Genomic DNA, 14,843 nt, shown 5'->3' on the forward strand with positions numbered 1-14,843 from the left:
GCTTATCAGGCCTACAAAATATGCATAATTGCTTGTAGGCCGGATAAGGCGCTGGCGCCTCATTTCGGAAAACAGATCAGGACTGCGCCAGTATCCGGCGTTTATCTTCCGGCAGCGTGTTTACGGCCTGCTGATAAGAGGCGTCTACCAGGTAGTAGATTTGCGAATCCGGCAGCGAGCCGTCCAGATACACCGTACTCCAGTGCGCCTTATTGAGATGCCGGCTTGGCCGTACATCGCTATGCTGCTGACGTAACAACTCTGCCAGTTCCGGGCTGGTTTTCAGTGACACCGCCGGGCGTTCTTCCACCTCTTTTACCATGGCAAAAAGCACATCTTCGACTTTGATTTGTGTGGCCTTCCAGTCACTGTGTACGCTCTGCTCGGCGCCCATTTTTGCCATGCAGTATTGCAGCAACTCCGAATTTGTCATCTTAATTCCCCTTACCAGCATATTGCCTAATGAGAACATCTTTTATTCAGTGTGCAGCAAGTCCGCAAAAGGTAAAAGCAGGTAACGCAAATTTGTTTAAAAAAACAACAACCGCAAGCAACATCCTCAATACTCCGAGTTGACGATCACCTCTTCACCAAACGCGCCGGCCTGTGGTAACGGTTTATAAGTGGAGTTAGAAGCGCGTAAAATACGAATACCGCGAATACCCACATCTCGGGCGGCGGTAATGTCATTATCAGAGTCGCCGTAGAACATGCGGATATTTTTATCCTGCAGCCACTGCGTTTTCGTATTCTGGCCCGGCTTATCACCGGCAAAAATGACCGGGTTCATATTGCCGGCCGGGATGTGAAAGTTATCGGACAGCGTTTTCGACACCGTTTCGGTCTTCGTCTGGCTACGCCCGGTTACGAAAAAGATGCTGTCGCCGCGACGCACATGCATATCAATCAACTGACGCGCCACTTCTTTCGGAATGCTGAATTCGTCCCAGCCATTGTTCATTTTTTCCCAGAAGGCCGGATTTTTCAGGTAATCCTCACTGTCCGGAGAATACGTTTTTTTTCCGCGCCAGAAGCCTGGGCTGGAAAAGAGGACGGTGTCATCGATATCAAACCCGACGGCCATCGGCGGGCGTCCGGTCAGGCTGTTTTCAATTTGTGCCACGGAGACCCAGTGAATGGGTGCCTGCTCAGCGAGTTTTGCAACGTTGGTGCCTGGATTAAGCTGAGAGGGAGAGGAAACTAACGCCTGGGCCGGCTGATTTAGCGTGAACAATAAACAAACGGCACTCAGTGCCAACGTAAACTTGCGCATATTTTTCCCTAAGTAGTCAGTTAGTTATCATTTTTTTATTAACAACTGGTCAAAAAACTATCTGACCTTACCCCTTAGGGGGAGGGAAAGGAAGGATTTTCTCTGGTTTTGTCCTGGAAAAAGAGCATGATCACATTGGAAAACAGACCAATAGCACGGTGAAAGAAAGTAGGCCGGATAAGGTGATTACACCGCCATCCGGCAATACAATGCCTGATGGCGCGACGCTTATCAGGCCTAAAAACCCGGTTACATGACGGCGGCAAATGCCTTCGCCACGCGTTGCACGTTACCGTGATTCAACCCAGCCACGCACATACGACCGCTGGCTATCAGGTACACACCGAACTCATCGCGCAGGCGATCGACCTGAGCAGCGCTGAGCCCGGTATAGCTGAACATCCCGCGCTGTTGCAGCAGGTAATCAAAGTTACGACCAGGGATCTCCGCATTCAATACGTTAACCAGCGCCTGGCGCATCGCCAGAATACGGGTACGCATCTCTTCGACTTCCGCCAGCCAGCTGGCTTTCAGCGCGTCATCACCCAACACTGCGGCCACAACCTGCGCACCAAAGTTTGGCGGGCTGGAATAGTTACGACGCACCGTCGCTTTTAGCTGCCCCAGAACGCGGCTGGCGGCATCAGCGTCTTCACAGACCACTGAAAGTCCGCCGACACGCTCGCCGTACAAAGAGAAAATCTTCGAGAATGAGTTGCTGACCAGTGCAGGCAATCCGGCGCTGGCAATGGCGCGGATCGCATAAGCATCGTCTTCCATTCCACCGCCGAAACCCTGGTAAGCAATATCCAGGAACGGGATCAGATCGCGAGCTTTCAGGATCTCAATGACACCATCCCATTGCGCGGGGGTTAAATCCGCACCCGTCGGGTTATGGCAGCACGGATGCAGCAGTACGATGCTGCGCGCCGGTAAGGTGTTCAGCGTGGCCAGCAGGTCGTTGACACGCACGCCATTGGTGGTGTCGTCATACCAGGGGTAAGTACTTACTTCGAATCCAGCACCTTCAAAAATCGCGATGTGGTTTTCCCAGGTCGGATCGCTGACCCACACGCCAGAATCAGGGAAATAGCGTTTCAGGAAGTCTGCGCCAACCTTTAGCGCACCGGAGCCGCCCAGCGTCTGAATCGTTGCGACGCGCTGCTGCTGGAGAACCGGATGCTCTGCGCCAAACAGCAGCGGCGCAATAGTATGGCGATAAGTGTTCAGACCTTCCATCGGCAGATACAGCGAAGCGCCATGCGGTTTGGCATTCAGTCGGGCTTCCGCTTCTGCCACCGCTTTAAGCTGAGGAATAATGCCGTCTTCGTTGTAGTACAGACCGATGCTGAGGTTCACTTTGTCGCTACGTGAATCTTCTTTGAAACGCTCCATGAGCGATAAAATCGGGTCGCCGGCGTAGGCGTCAACTTTTTGAAACACGTGTGGTTCTCCAGGTTTACAGGCAGGGGTTAAGAACACAATAAACCGGAAGCGGGAGAAGATCGAGAGGATGTTGAGAGGAATATTGCCGGATGGCGGCGTAACCGCCTTATCCGGCACATCATGAACTTAATCGATATACTTCATTGCCACCCTTGAGGTCAGGCGCGTGATAAGTTCGTAAGCACTTACTTTCGTCATTTGAGCAATGCGTTCAACGGGCAGGCCTTCACCCCACAGGATAACCGAATCGCCGGCTTTATCCTGCGCCTCGGGACCTAAATCGACGCAAATCATATCCATCGCGACGCGACCGACGATCGGCACTTCACGGCCATTGACCAGTACCGGTGTCCCAGACGGCGCTGCGCGCGGATAACCATCGCCATAGCCCATCGCCACTACGCCAAGACGCGTGTCGCGCTCGCTCAGCCAGGTTCCACCATAGCCAACCGGCTCGCCCGCTTTGTGTTCACGCACCGCAATCAGGCTGGAAGTCAGCGACATCACCGGCTGGCAGCCAAAATCGGCACCGATAGAGTGGTTTTCCAACGGCGATACGCCATACAGAATCAGCCCCGGACGCGCCCAGTCGAAGTGAGACTGCGGCCACAGCAGAATACCTCCCGACGCGGCGATCGAACGCTGGCCCGGTTTACCTGCGCAAAAGCTATTGAAGATATCGAGCTGCTTTTCGGTCGCACCGCACTCTGGCTCGTCCGCGCGCGCAAAGTGGCTGACGATATTGACCGGCTGGCGCACGTTTTCGCATTGCGTCAAGCGCTGATAAAACGCCTCGGCCTGCTCAGGACGCACGCCCAGGCGGTGCATTCCCGTGTCGAGCTTCATCCAGACGGTGACCGGTTCAGCCAGTACCGCGGCTTCCAGAGCTTCAAGCTGCTCTTGGTTGTGGACGGCAGTATGCAGACGCTGCGCGGAGATAGTCGGCAGATCGGAAGCATCAAAAAATCCTTCCAGCAGCAGGATGGGCTGCGTGATCCCTCCCGCTCGCAACCGCAGGGCTTCTTCAAGACGAGCGACACCAAAAGCGTCCGCATCGGGGAGCGTTCGCGCGGTCTCTAACAGACCATGGCCGTAAGCGTTCGCTTTCACGACCGCAACCAGTTTACTGGCTGGAGCCAGTTCACGCAGACGTTGCAGGTTGTGTCGCAGAGCGCGGCGGTTAATGACTACAGTTGCCGCTTGCATTTGTATTCCTTGATAAGTATTTGCTTGAGTAACCTGATTCAGTGTTGTTATTCGTCGTCGTACTGCGGGCCAGCATAGTTATCGAAGCGCGACCACTGACCGTTAAACGTCAGGCGCACCGTACCGATCGGACCATTACGCTGTTTACCGATAATGATCTCGGCGATGCCTTTCAAGTCGCTGTTTTCGTGATAAACCTCATCACGATAGATAAACATGATTAAGTCGGCATCCTGCTCGATGGAGCCGGACTCACGCAGATCCGAGTTGACCGGACGCTTATCGGCGCGTTGTTCCAGAGAGCGGTTAAGCTGCGACAGCGCCACCACCGGCACATGCAGTTCTTTCGCTAACGCTTTCAGCGAGCGGGAAATTTCAGCAATTTCCAGCGTACGGTTGTCGGAGAGCGACGGCACGCGCATCAGCTGCAGGTAGTCGATCATGATAAGTCCGATACCACCGTGTTCGCGGGCGATACGACGGGCACGCGAGCGCACTTCCGTTGGCGTCAGGCCGGAGGAGTCATCAATATAGATGTTTCGTTTCTCCAGCAAAATACCCATTGTTCCGGAAATTCGCGCCCAGTCTTCATCATCCAGTTGACCGGTACGGATTTTGGTTTGGTCTACACGTGAGAGTGAGGCCAGGGAACGCATCATGATCTGTTCTGAGGGCATTTCAAGACTAAAGATAAGAACCGGCTTATCTTGCAGCATCGCCGCATTTTCGACGAGGTTCATTGCAAATGTCGTTTTACCCATCGACGGACGCGCGGCGACGATAATTAAGTCTGACGGCTGCAAACCAGCAGTCTTTTTATTAAGGTCGTCATAACCGGTGTTGACCCCGGTGACACCATCGTGTGGCTGCTGGAACAGCTGTTCGATACGCGCGACGGTAGCGTCGAGCACATCGGTAATATTTTTCGGACCTTCGTCTTTATTGGCGCGACTTTCAGCAATTTTAAAGACGCGGGATTCCGCGAGGTCCAGCAGATCTTCACTGGAACGGCCTTGCGGATCAAACCCGGCTTCTGCGATCTCGTTCGCCACCGAAATCATGTCACGAACAACGGCACGTTCGCGGACAATATCCGCATAAGCACTAATGTTCGCTGCACTTGGCGTATTTTTAGATAACTCAGCCAGGTAAGCAAAACCGCCGACGCTGTCCAGTTGCCCCTGAACTTCCAGCGATTCTGCAAGCGTGATCAGATCGATGGGTTTTCCCATCTCCTGCAGGCGATGCATTTCGGTGAAGATGTGCCGGTGCGGTCGGGTATAAAAATCTTCCGCCACCACACGCTCAGCCACATCGTCCCAGCGCTCGTTATCCAGCATTAAACCGCCCAACACCGACTGTTCCGCTTCAATCGAGTGCGGCGGTACTTTCAGCCCGGCGACCTGGGGATCGCGCTCACGAGCATCAGTCTGTTGTTTGTTGAAGGGTTTATTTCCTGCCATAGTGAATGGAGTTACCGAGATAATGATTGGGTCGAAAGATTACCACATTTCTTTTGGAGGAAGCATGGCAACACGTATTGAATTTCACAAGCATGGTGGCCCTGATGTACTCAAGGCTGTGGAGTTTACGCCTGTAGACCCGGCGGAAAATGAAATCCAGGTCGAGAACAAAGCGATTGGGATCAACTATATCGACACCTATATCCGCAGTGGTCTTTATCCACCGCCTTCTCTGCCCAGCGGTCTGGGTACCGAAGCCGCAGGCGTGGTCAGTAAAGTCGGTAGCAAAGTGACGCACATTAAAGCCGGCGATCGCGTGGTTTACGCTCAGTCTCCCCTGGGCGCCTACAGCTCAGTGCATAACGTCCCGGCTGATAAAACCGCTATTTTGCCCAACGCTATCTCGTTTGAACAAGCTGCAGCCTCATTTCTTAAAGGGCTCACCGTTTTTTATCTGTTGCGTAAGACCTATGAAATTCAGCCCGATGAACCATTTTTATTCCATGCGGCAGCAGGCGGCGTCGGTATGATTGCCTGCCAGTGGGCAAAAGCATTGGGTGCGAAGCTGATTGGCACTGTCGGTAATGCGCAAAAAGCGCAAATTGCGCTGCAGGCCGGCGCATGGCAGGTCATTAACTATCGTGAAGAGAGCATTGTAGAACGAGTAAAAGAGATCACTGGCGGTAAAAAAGTACGGGTGGTGTATGACTCGGTGGGGAAAGATACCTGGGAAGCCTCACTGGATTGCCTGCAGCGCCGGGGGCTCATGGTCAGCTTTGGTAATGCTTCCGGACCGGTGACTGGCGTTAACTTAGGCATTCTGAATCAGAAAGGTTCGCTGTACGTGACTCGCCCTTCACTCCAGGGTTATATCACCAACCACCATGAATTAACCGAAGCCAGCAATGAGCTTTTCTCGCTGATTGCCAGCGGAGTGATCAAAGTGGATGTCGCACCGGGCCAAACGTTCGCACTGCACGACGCGCAGCGTGCTCATGAAGTGCTGGAAAGCCGGGCCACACAGGGGTCGAGTTTGCTGATCCCGTAACGCCCTCATTTCCGCTAAATAATTCAAGCCGCCAACAAACCTGCGGTTTGAATTATGAAGGGGGAAGAAAGAATTAGGGCTTCCCATAGGAAGCCCTTTCTTTTTTTAGTTCGGCTGTATGTAGGGTACAGCTCGATGAATTCGTTAACCTGGCAATAGTGACAGATTTGATAATCAATTCCTATTTGCTTCTAAAGGCAATGTTGCAGGTTGTGACACACCGCTCAATACCTTAGTAAAATCGGCGGTTATTGCGCTGATACTGTGGGACTTTTGGCGCTTTTATCGCCTTGATAACCCACACCACGGCAACGGCCAATAACAGCCAGGGCAACAGTTTAATCATCAACGCAAATAATCCGCCCAAAAACATCACCACAGTGGCTACCACCAATGCGGCCAGCACTCCCAGCAAAGATACGCCGGTGACCATCAGCATGATAAAAAATCCAATCACAAAAAGTAGTTCCAGCATGGCTCTCTCCCGAAATGAAATATTCTCCACAGCTTTACAAGAAACATGCCAAAATTAATATATTGATTTATAAAGCAAACGCCCCGCGACGAAGCGCAGGGCGTGGTGAAATTCACTAACTTTTGGCGAAAACTTAACGTTTGTCTGCCACCAGCTTCAGCGCATGTTCCAGAACCTCAATATCTGCCCCGGCTTTATGCGCATTTTCGCTCAGATAGCGACGCCACTGCCGTGCCCCAGGAATCCCCTGAAACAGTCCCAGCATATGGCGCGTGACATGCCCCAAATAGGTTCCTTTACTCAGTTCACGCTCAATATACGGATACATCGCACGCACTACGGCGACCGGATCGGCATCTTCGCTGGTGACAGCAAAAATCTCGCGGTCAACGGACGCCAGAATGCCTGGGTTTTGATAAGCTTCGCGCCCCACCATCACGCCATCCATATGTTGCAGATGGATTTTCGCTTCTTCCAGCGATTTTATGCCACCGTTGATCGACATTGTCAGATGCGGAAAATCGCGCTTTAGCTGATAAACACGGTCATAATCCAGCGGTGGGATTTCGCGGTTTTCTTTCGGGCTTAGCCCGGACAGCCAGGCCTTGCGGGCGTGGATGATAAACATCTCACATTCACCGTTACCGGAGACCGTGTTGATGAAATCGCACAGGAATTCGTAGCTGTCCTGGTCATCAATACCGATACGGGTTTTCACCGTTACCGGAATCGATACCACATCGCGCATCGCTTTGACGCAATCAGCGACCAGTTGCGCATTTCCCATCAGACAGGCACCAAACATTCCATTCTGTACACGATCGGAAGGGCAACCCACGTTGAGGTTAATTTCGTCATAGCCCCGTTGTTCAGCAAGCTTTGCGCACTGCGCCAGCGCAGCCGGATCGCTCCCGCCCAGTTGCAAAGCGACCGGATGTTCTTCTTCGCTATACGCCAGATAATCGCCTTTACCATGAATGATCGCGCCGGTGGTTACCATCTCCGTGTAGAGCAGCGTCTGGCTGGACAGTAAGCGCAAAAAGTAGCGGCAATGTCTGTCCGTCCAGTCGAGCATCGGCGCGATAGAAAAACGATGAGCGGGAAAAGCGGTAGACTGAGATTCAGGCAGCATGGCGAATATTCAAGCATCCGGTTAAAAAAGGGGCGCTACTATAGCATAGACCGTTACGATAGTGAGCCACATCCTCGCGGTTCCCCCTCCCTGCTCCCCGACAAGCGCTATTTACGCCCCGGTTTTCCGTCGTGAGATCCAAAAAACTGCGGCGGATGGTCGACCCAACGATCCTCACGCGTGGCGGCATAAACCGGATTAAGCGGATAATAAATACGATTGTATTTTTTGTTCGCCTCACCCACGACCAGCAGACGTACCTCTTCACTGGTGTTATTGATAAAGGTGTGACACACGCCGGTGCCCGCCGGGAAACCGACGCTGTCGCCCGGTTTCAGCTTCCATAAATAACCGTTAATCCAGGCTTCAGGATATCCTTCCAGCACATAGATAAACTCTTCCTCATCGCTTTCAGCGTGCGGATACGAGGTGCGTCGGCCCGGCGGCAGGCGCTCATGATGAATGCCGAGTCGCCCTAACCCCAGCTTGCGGGCAAGCGGCGCACCTATGGAAAACAGCTCATCGCTGTCGGGATAGGTGGAGTCATCAGCCCCCTCAACTTCACGCCAGTGACGAATACAATCGGGTCTTTTCATGATTATTTTCCAGTATTGCGATGGGTCAGGTATAGCACACCGTGGTGGATCTCGGTGTTTTAAACAGAACATGTTAAAGTAAGGGATTAACCTTGTACGCAAATCGAGGCGCCAAATGGACAAAACCACCACGCAGGAGTTATTGACTCAAGCTGAAAAACTCTGTGCGCAACGCAACGTACGGCTTACGCCACAACGCCTCGAAGTGCTGCGCCTGATGAGCCTGCAGGAAGGCGCAATCAGCGCTTACGACCTACTTGACCTGTTGCGGGAAACCGAGCCGCAGGCCAAGCCACCGACCGTGTATCGTGCGCTCGATTTTCTGCTGGAACAAGGGTTTGTGCACAAGGTGGAATCCACCAACAGCTATGTGCTTTGCCATCTGTTCGATCAGCCAACCCACAGTTCCGCAATGTTCATTTGCGACCGCTGTGGTGTGGTAAAAGAAGAGTGCGCGGAAGGCGTGGAAGACATCATGCATACGCTGGCAGCAAAAATGGGCTTTGCCCTGCGACATAACGTTATTGAAGCCCATGGACTGTGCCCGGCCTGTGTGGAGGTTGAGTCATGTCGTCACCCTGGCGAATGCCAGCATGACCATACGATTCAGGTGAAGAAGAAAGTTGGGCGTTAAGCGGGTGGGAGAGCGTACATCCTTGTACTCTCAGGAGGGAAGGGTTAATTACCAGCGGTAATCATTACGTTTTTCCCAATCGGTCACTTCTTTCTCCGCCTGATCTTTCGCGTAACCGTAACGCTCCTGGACTTTACCGACCAGTTGGTCACGTTTACCTTCAATGACCGTCATATCATCATCGGTCAGTTTGCCCCATTGCTCTTTCACTTTACCTTTAAACTGCTTCCAGTTACCGCCGACTTCGTCTTTATTCATCATCAAGTCCTCATCGTTAGGTTGTGAATAGCGAGAGTGCCATGTCCAGACACATGCTGTTTTTGCTGGACGTGAGAATAAGTGTAGTCAGGGATTCTGGGTTTTATTTACTATTCGGAATTTTTAACCATCCGCTCAGGCAAACCAGGTTCCATTACGCCAGTGACGCCGCCAGATAAAGGCCAGGGACAGCCCACGCAGCGCGAGAAAAACGGTTAACGCCAGCCACAAACCATGATTTCCCAGCAACGGTAAAGCCAGTAGCGTTAATGCGAACCCTGCTGCGGCAACGGCCATACTGTTGCGCATTTCTGCAGCTCGTGTCGCGCCAATAAACATACCGTCGAGCAGATAACACCACACCCCCACCAGCGGCAAAACCACCTGCCAGAAAAGATAGCGATCGGCCAACTGTTGGATTTGCGGCAGCGAGGTCAGCAGCGCAACAATCTGCTCGCCAAACAGGGCATAAACCAGCGAAAACAGAATAGCCACAATACCGGACTGTCGACAGGCCGCCCGCCAGACATCAAGCAACTGGCTGCCATCCCTCGCCCCATAGGCCTGACCCGAATGCGCTTCCACGGCATAGGCAAATCCATCCAGCGCGTAGGCGGTAAACGTCAGCAGAGTCATCAGAACGGCGTTAACCGCGATGATGTCGCCTCCCAAACGCGCGCCAAGAACCGTAATGGCCCCAAAGCAGAGCTGTAGCAACAGAGAACGCAGCATGATATCGCGGTTGAGCGCCAGCAAACGACGGAAGTTGCCACGCCACGCCAGCTTCAACATTGCCAGCGAAATTCCACGCATATGCAGGACTTTGCGTACCATCATCAGGCCAATCAGCAGCGTGGCATATTCGGCAATCACCGTCGCTAACGCCGCTCCCTGCACGTTCATATGCAGGCCCATTACCAGCCATAAATCGAGCACAATGTTGAGAATATTGCCGACAATCAACAGGATAACTGGCGCGCGCGCATACTGAACGCCAAGCAACCAGCCGAGCAGCACCAGATTCGCCAGCGATGCGGGTGCGCTTAACCAGCGGATTTCCAGGAAACGTCGGGCCTGCTCCAGTACCGCCTCACTTCCGCCGACAATGTGCAGAGCCAGATCGATAATCGGCGTACGAAACAGTGCGATAAGCAGCCCAGCCCCCAGCGCCAGCAATAGCGGCTGCACCAACGCGCGCGCCAGCGCCTGCGGATTTTTCGCGCCAAATGCCTGCGCGGTAAGGCCGGTGGTACTCATGCGCAAAAAAAGCAGCAGCATAAAGAGAAAGCTGGTCGCCGTGGCGCCAACAGCAACGCCGCCAAGATAGACCGGACTATCCAGATGACCAATCACCGCGGTATCCACCAGTCCCAACAGGGGAACGGTGATATTGGAGAAGATCATCGGCAAGGCGAGGTGCCAGAGTGCTTTATCAGAAGAGGTAAAGAAAGGCATACAGGAGAGCCTGAGAAGAAGTTAGATGTACTGAAAAAAGATGCTGTGTAGGCCCGGTAAGCGTAGCGCCACCGGGCAAGTTGCCGGATAGCGACGTAAACGTCTTATCCGGCCTACAGGGAATCAACAGAAAATTACAGCCATTCACCGTTACGAATGACGCCTACCGCCAACCCTTCAATAGTGAAGTTTTGCTCGCGCAGGTCGACAACAATAGGTTTAAATTCGCTGTTTTCTGGCAGGAGTTCAACTTTGTTGCCCTGCTTTTTCAGGCGCTTAACGGTGACTTCGTCGTCGATACGGGCAACAACGACCTGACCGTTACGCACATCCTGAGTTTTATGCACAGCCAGTAAATCACCGTCCATAATACCGATGTCTTTCATCGACATACCGCTAACGCGCAGCAGAAAATCGGCGTTCGGTTTGAACAGTGAAGGATCGACCTGATAATGGCCTTCGATGTGCTGCTGCGCCAGCAGTGGCTCGCCTGCCGCTACGCGTCCGACAAGCGGTAACCCTTCTTCTTCTTCCTGCAGCAGTCGAATACCGCGCGATGCGCCGGATACAATTTCAAGGACGCCTTTACGCGCAAGCGCTTTCAGGTGTTCTTCAGCGGCGTTTGGGGAACGGAACCCCAAACGCTGCGCGATCTCCGCACGCGTCGGTGGCATACCTGTCTGGCTGATGTGATCCCTAATGAGATCAAACACCTCTTGCTGCCTGGCCGTTAACGCTTTCATTCCGCCCCCTGGGTGTATATACAGTTATGCTGTGAGTATATACAGCTAAAGGTGATTTTGGAACCGCAAACTGCACAAAAAACAGGAGATTTATGCAGTTGTGGAATCTTTATCGCAAATGCGACCACAACAGGATGCCCCAGGTGATCAGAGCGACAAAAATAGACAGCAATACCGCTGCCGAGCCCATATCTTTCGCCCGACCGGAAAGTTCGTGGTACTCAGAGCCAATACGGTCAACCACCGCCTCAATCGCACTGTTGAGGATTTCAACGATCATCACCAGCATCACGGAACCAATCAACAGCACGCGGGTAATGGCGTCAACGTCCAGCCAGCAGGCGATAGCTACGCCCAACAGTACGGCAACGCTTTCCTGGCGGAATGCCGCCTCATTGATCCATGCGGCGCGAAAACCTTTCCAGGAATAGCCTGCAGCTTTGATAATTCGGGTGAATCCAGTGGTATTATTGGCCATCAAAAAGAACCTTTTTACATTATTAGCGTCAATGTCATTGTAACGTTACCCCGTTTGTTTCAGGGTGTGGCAAAGCAGCGCGAAGTATGACCGGATACACCAGAAATTCACTAAACTTTCTGATATCCTTGCAGCGCATTTGCATTATTAACCAGAGGCTTTACATCGTTTATGTCCGGCTGGCCACGAATTTACTACAAATTACTGAATTTACCATTAAGCGTCCTGGTAAAAAGCAAGTCTATTCCGGCAGAACCTGCCCCGGAATTGGGGCTCGATACTTCGCGTCCCATTATGTACGTCCTACCGTACAATTCAAAAGCAGACTTGCTGACGCTGCGTGCCCAATGTCTGGTGCACGATCTCCCGGATCCCCTGGAACCGCTGGAGATAGACGGAACTCTGCTGCCGCGCTACGTGTTTATTCACGGCGGCCCGCGCGTGTTCACCTATTACACGCCGAAAGAAGAGTCCATTAAGCTGTTCCATAACTATCTCGACTTGCATCGCAGCAATCCAGACCTGGATGTGCAAATGGTGCCGGTTTCGGTGATGTTTGGCCGCGCGCCTGGGCGTGAAAAAGGCGAGGTCAATCCGCCGCTGCGCATGCTGAACGGCGTACAGAAATTCTTTGCTGTGTCCTGGCTGGGTCGCGACAGTTTTGTCCGCTTCTCACCGTCGGTCTCCCTGCGTCGCATGGCGGACGAACACGGTACGGATAAAATCATCGCTCAGAAACTGGCTCGCGTGGCGCGCATGCACTTTGCTCGTCAGCGTCTGGCCGCAGTCGGCCCGCGCCTCCCTGCCCGCCAGGACCTGTTTAATAAACTGCTGGCCTCAAAAGCTATCGCTCGCGCGGTAGAAGATGAAGCGCGCAGTAAAAAAATCTCCCATGAAAAAGCGCAGCAAAATGCCATTGCGCTGATGGAAGAGATTGCCGCTAACTTCTCATACGAGATGATTCGTCTGACAGACCGTATTCTGGGCTTTACCTGGAACCGTCTGTATCAGGGGATTAACGTTCACAATGCGGAGCGTGTACGTCAGTTGGCGCACGATGGGCACGAAATCGTCTATGTTCCGTGCCACCGCAGCCATATGGACTATATGCTGCTGTCGTACGTTCTGTACCACCAGGGGCTGGTTCCGCCGCACATCGCTGCCGGTATCAACCTGAACTTCTGGCCAGCAGGTCCGATTTTCCGCCGTCTGGGCGCGTTCTTTATTCGTCGTACCTTCAAGGGCAACAAGCTCTATTCCACCGTTTTCCGCGAATACCTGGGCGAGTTGTTCAGCCGCGGCTACTCGGTTGAATACTTTGTCGAAGGAGGCCGTTCACGTACCGGGCGTCTGCTCGACCCGAAAACCGGCACGCTGTCGATGACCATTCAGGCGATGCTGCGCGGCGGTACGCGTCCGATTACCCTCGTCCCCATCTACATCGGCTACGAGCACGTAATGGAAGTGGGCACGTACGCGAAAGAGCTGCGTGGCGCGACGAAAGAGAAAGAGAGTCTGCCGCAAATGCTGCGTGGCTTGAGCAAGCTGCGTAATCTGGGTCAGGGGTATGTCAACTTTGGCGAACCGATGCCATTGATGACTTACCTCAACCAGCATGTACCGGAGTGGCGTGAATCGATCGATCCTATCGAGTCCATCCGCCCAGCCTGGCTGACGCCGACGGTGAATAACATTGCCGCCGATCTGATGGTACGCATTAACAATGCAGGCGCGGCCAATGCCATGAACCTGTGCTGTACCGCGCTGTTGGCCTCCCGCCAGCGCTCTCTGACCCGTGAGCAACTGACTGAACAGCTCGACTGCTATCTGAGTCTGCTGCGCAACGTGCCGTACGCGGCGGATTGTACGGTTCCTGCGCAGAGCGCCAGTGAATTGATCGACCACGCCTTACAGATGAATAAGTTTGAGGTCGAGAAAGACACCATCGGTGACATCATCATTCTGCCGCGCGAGCAGGCGGTATTGATGACGTATTACCGCAACAACATTGCGCATATGCTGGTTCTGCCTTCGTTAATGGCAGCCATTGTGACTCAGCATCGTCGTATTTCACGCGCCGCGCTACAGCAGCATATTGATGCGCTGTATCCGATGCTGAAAGCAGAGCTGTTCTTACGTTGGGAGCGTGATGAACTCACCGGAGTGATTGACGAACTGGCCAGCGAAATGCAGCGCCAGGGACTGATCACCCTGAACGATGACGAACTGCATATCAATCCGGCCCGCTCCCGTACGCTACAGCTGTTGGCGGCGGGTGCTCGCGAGACGTTGCAACGCTACGCCATTACCTTCTGGCTGCTGAGCGCGAACCCGTCTATCAACCGTGGCACGCTGGAGAAAGAGAGCCGCACCGTAGCGCAACGCCTCTCCGTACTGCACGGCATTAACGCGCCGGAATTCTTCGATAAAGCCGTGTTCAGCTCTCTGGTGCTGACGCTGCGTGACGAGGGATTCATCAGCGATACCGGAGATGCCGAACCGGAAGAGACGATGAAGATCTATCAGATGTTGGCCGAACTGGTCACGTCAGATGTACGTCTGACCATCGAGAGCGCCACACAGGGCGAGTAAGCATAAAAAAACCGGTCGAAATGAAATGACCGGTTTTTTATTTT

At 53.2% G+C, this 14,843-nt stretch carries 15 protein-coding genes; 3 read left to right on the forward strand and 12 right to left on the reverse strand.

The window, feature by feature from the left end:
- Positions 1 to 76: 76 nt before the first annotated feature.
- The 5 genes from GPJ68_RS23130 to dnaB all read right to left on the reverse strand — a co-directional run bounded on the left by GPJ68_RS23130 (position 77) and on the right by dnaB (position 5,388).
- Complete coding sequence (locus GPJ68_RS23130) at positions 77 to 433, reverse strand: MmcQ/YjbR family DNA-binding protein (protein ID WP_016155357.1); 357 nt, start codon at positions 431 to 433, stop codon at positions 77 to 79.
- A gap of 126 nt (positions 434 to 559) precedes the next feature.
- Positions 560 to 1,273 carry an acid phosphatase AphA gene (gene aphA / locus GPJ68_RS23135; protein ID WP_003826615.1) on the reverse strand — a complete coding sequence of 238 codons (714 nt, stop codon included), beginning with the start codon at positions 1,271 to 1,273 and terminating at the stop codon, positions 560 to 562.
- 249 nt (positions 1,274 to 1,522) lie between these two features.
- The gene (gene tyrB / locus GPJ68_RS23140) at positions 1,523 to 2,716 is read right to left on the reverse strand and encodes an aromatic amino acid transaminase (RefSeq protein ID WP_049268853.1); all 1,194 of its coding nucleotides are present in this window, start codon (positions 2,714 to 2,716) and stop codon (positions 1,523 to 1,525) included.
- 129 nt (positions 2,717 to 2,845) lie between these two features.
- Positions 2,846 to 3,925: an alanine racemase gene (gene alr / locus GPJ68_RS23145; protein WP_049268851.1), complete on the reverse strand. Its 1,080-nt coding sequence runs from the start codon at positions 3,923 to 3,925 to the stop codon at positions 2,846 to 2,848.
- 47 nt (positions 3,926 to 3,972) lie between these two features.
- A complete protein-coding gene (gene dnaB / locus GPJ68_RS23150) occupies positions 3,973 to 5,388 on the reverse strand; it encodes a replicative DNA helicase (protein WP_003826610.1) in 1,416 nt (471 codons plus the stop codon).
- A 64-nt stretch (positions 5,389 to 5,452) separates the two neighbouring features.
- On the opposite strand from dnaB, the gene GPJ68_RS23155 reads away from it, so the two are divergent.
- Positions 5,453 to 6,436: a quinone oxidoreductase gene (locus GPJ68_RS23155; RefSeq protein ID WP_016155445.1), complete on the forward strand. Its 984-nt coding sequence runs from the start codon at positions 5,453 to 5,455 to the stop codon at positions 6,434 to 6,436.
- Between the two features lie 232 nt (positions 6,437 to 6,668).
- Here the strand turns inward: GPJ68_RS23155 and pspG are convergent, their stop codons facing one another.
- The 3 genes from pspG to GPJ68_RS23170 form a co-directional block, all read right to left on the reverse strand.
- Positions 6,669 to 6,911 carry an envelope stress response protein PspG gene (pspG, locus tag GPJ68_RS23160; RefSeq protein WP_016155352.1) on the reverse strand — a complete coding sequence of 81 codons (243 nt, stop codon included), beginning with the start codon at positions 6,909 to 6,911 and terminating at the stop codon, positions 6,669 to 6,671.
- Between the two features lie 133 nt (positions 6,912 to 7,044).
- Entirely contained in the window at positions 7,045 to 8,043 is a 999-nt protein-coding gene (gene dusA, locus GPJ68_RS23165; RefSeq protein WP_016155444.1) for a tRNA dihydrouridine(20/20a) synthase DusA, read from the reverse strand.
- Between the two features lie 107 nt (positions 8,044 to 8,150).
- The gene (locus GPJ68_RS23170; protein WP_104651961.1) at positions 8,151 to 8,639 is read right to left on the reverse strand and encodes a cupin domain-containing protein; all 489 of its coding nucleotides are present in this window, start codon (positions 8,637 to 8,639) and stop codon (positions 8,151 to 8,153) included.
- Positions 8,640 to 8,754: 115 nt separating this feature from the next.
- Between GPJ68_RS23170 and zur the strand changes: the two genes are divergently transcribed.
- Entirely contained in the window at positions 8,755 to 9,273 is a 519-nt protein-coding gene (zur, locus tag GPJ68_RS23175; protein WP_046275041.1) for a zinc uptake transcriptional repressor Zur, read from the forward strand.
- A 48-nt stretch (positions 9,274 to 9,321) separates the two neighbouring features.
- Here zur and GPJ68_RS23180 read toward each other — a convergent pair whose 3' ends face one another.
- From GPJ68_RS23180 to GPJ68_RS23195, 4 genes are all read right to left on the reverse strand, one after another.
- On the reverse strand, positions 9,322 to 9,531 hold the full coding sequence (locus tag GPJ68_RS23180) for a CsbD family protein (protein ID WP_019077869.1): 210 nt from the start codon (positions 9,529 to 9,531) through the stop codon (positions 9,322 to 9,324).
- A 135-nt stretch (positions 9,532 to 9,666) separates the two neighbouring features.
- Positions 9,667 to 10,986, reverse strand: a complete 1,320-nt coding sequence (gene dinF, locus GPJ68_RS23185) for an MATE family efflux transporter DinF (protein ID WP_103767231.1) — start codon at positions 10,984 to 10,986, stop codon at positions 9,667 to 9,669.
- Between the two features lie 134 nt (positions 10,987 to 11,120).
- Positions 11,121 to 11,729, reverse strand: coding sequence for a transcriptional repressor LexA (lexA, locus tag GPJ68_RS23190; RefSeq protein ID WP_003826596.1), 609 nt, complete (start codon positions 11,727 to 11,729; stop codon positions 11,121 to 11,123).
- A gap of 109 nt (positions 11,730 to 11,838) precedes the next feature.
- Entirely contained in the window at positions 11,839 to 12,207 is a 369-nt protein-coding gene (locus tag GPJ68_RS23195) for a diacylglycerol kinase (RefSeq protein ID WP_003826594.1), read from the reverse strand.
- Between the two features lie 171 nt (positions 12,208 to 12,378).
- On the opposite strand from GPJ68_RS23195, the gene plsB reads away from it, so the two are divergent.
- On the forward strand, positions 12,379 to 14,799 hold the full coding sequence (plsB, locus tag GPJ68_RS23200) for a glycerol-3-phosphate 1-O-acyltransferase PlsB (RefSeq protein ID WP_047415519.1): 2,421 nt from the start codon (positions 12,379 to 12,381) through the stop codon (positions 14,797 to 14,799).
- Positions 14,800 to 14,843 lie beyond the last annotated feature (44 nt).

It is taken from the genome of Citrobacter sp. 172116965, assembly GCF_013458095.1.
GTDB classification, from domain to species: domain Bacteria; phylum Pseudomonadota; class Gammaproteobacteria; order Enterobacterales; family Enterobacteriaceae; genus Citrobacter; species Citrobacter braakii.

Bases quoted from the DNA above. Each gene is read 5' to 3' on its own strand.
- GPJ68_RS23170 (WP_104651961.1), bottom strand. From the start codon at position 8,639: ATGAAAAGACCCGATTGTATTCGTCACTGGCGTGAAGTTGAGGGGGCT.
- alr (WP_049268851.1), bottom strand. From the start codon at position 3,925: ATGCAAGCGGCAACTGTAGTCATTAACCGCCGCGCTCTGCGACACAAC.
- dnaB (WP_003826610.1), bottom strand. From the start codon at position 5,388: ATGGCAGGAAATAAACCCTTCAACAAACAACAGACTGATGCTCGTGAG.
- lexA (WP_003826596.1), bottom strand. From the start codon at position 11,729: ATGAAAGCGTTAACGGCCAGGCAGCAAGAGGTGTTTGATCTCATTAGG.
- GPJ68_RS23180 (WP_019077869.1), bottom strand. From the start codon at position 9,531: ATGAATAAAGACGAAGTCGGCGGTAACTGGAAGCAGTTTAAAGGTAAA.
- dinF (WP_103767231.1), bottom strand. From the start codon at position 10,986: ATGCCTTTCTTTACCTCTTCTGATAAAGCACTCTGGCACCTCGCCTTG.
- GPJ68_RS23130 (WP_016155357.1), bottom strand. From the start codon at position 433: ATGACAAATTCGGAGTTGCTGCAATACTGCATGGCAAAAATGGGCGCC.
- aphA (WP_003826615.1), bottom strand. From the start codon at position 1,273: ATGCGCAAGTTTACGTTGGCACTGAGTGCCGTTTGTTTATTGTTCACG.
- GPJ68_RS23155 (WP_016155445.1), top strand. From the start codon at position 5,453: ATGGCAACACGTATTGAATTTCACAAGCATGGTGGCCCTGATGTACTC.
- dusA (WP_016155444.1), bottom strand. From the start codon at position 8,043: ATGCTGCCTGAATCTCAGTCTACCGCTTTTCCCGCTCATCGTTTTTCT.
- GPJ68_RS23195 (WP_003826594.1), bottom strand. From the start codon at position 12,207: ATGGCCAATAATACCACTGGATTCACCCGAATTATCAAAGCTGCAGGC.
- plsB (WP_047415519.1), top strand. From the start codon at position 12,379: ATGTCCGGCTGGCCACGAATTTACTACAAATTACTGAATTTACCATTA.
- pspG (WP_016155352.1), bottom strand. From the start codon at position 6,911: ATGCTGGAACTACTTTTTGTGATTGGATTTTTTATCATGCTGATGGTC.
- zur (WP_046275041.1), top strand. From the start codon at position 8,755: ATGGACAAAACCACCACGCAGGAGTTATTGACTCAAGCTGAAAAACTC.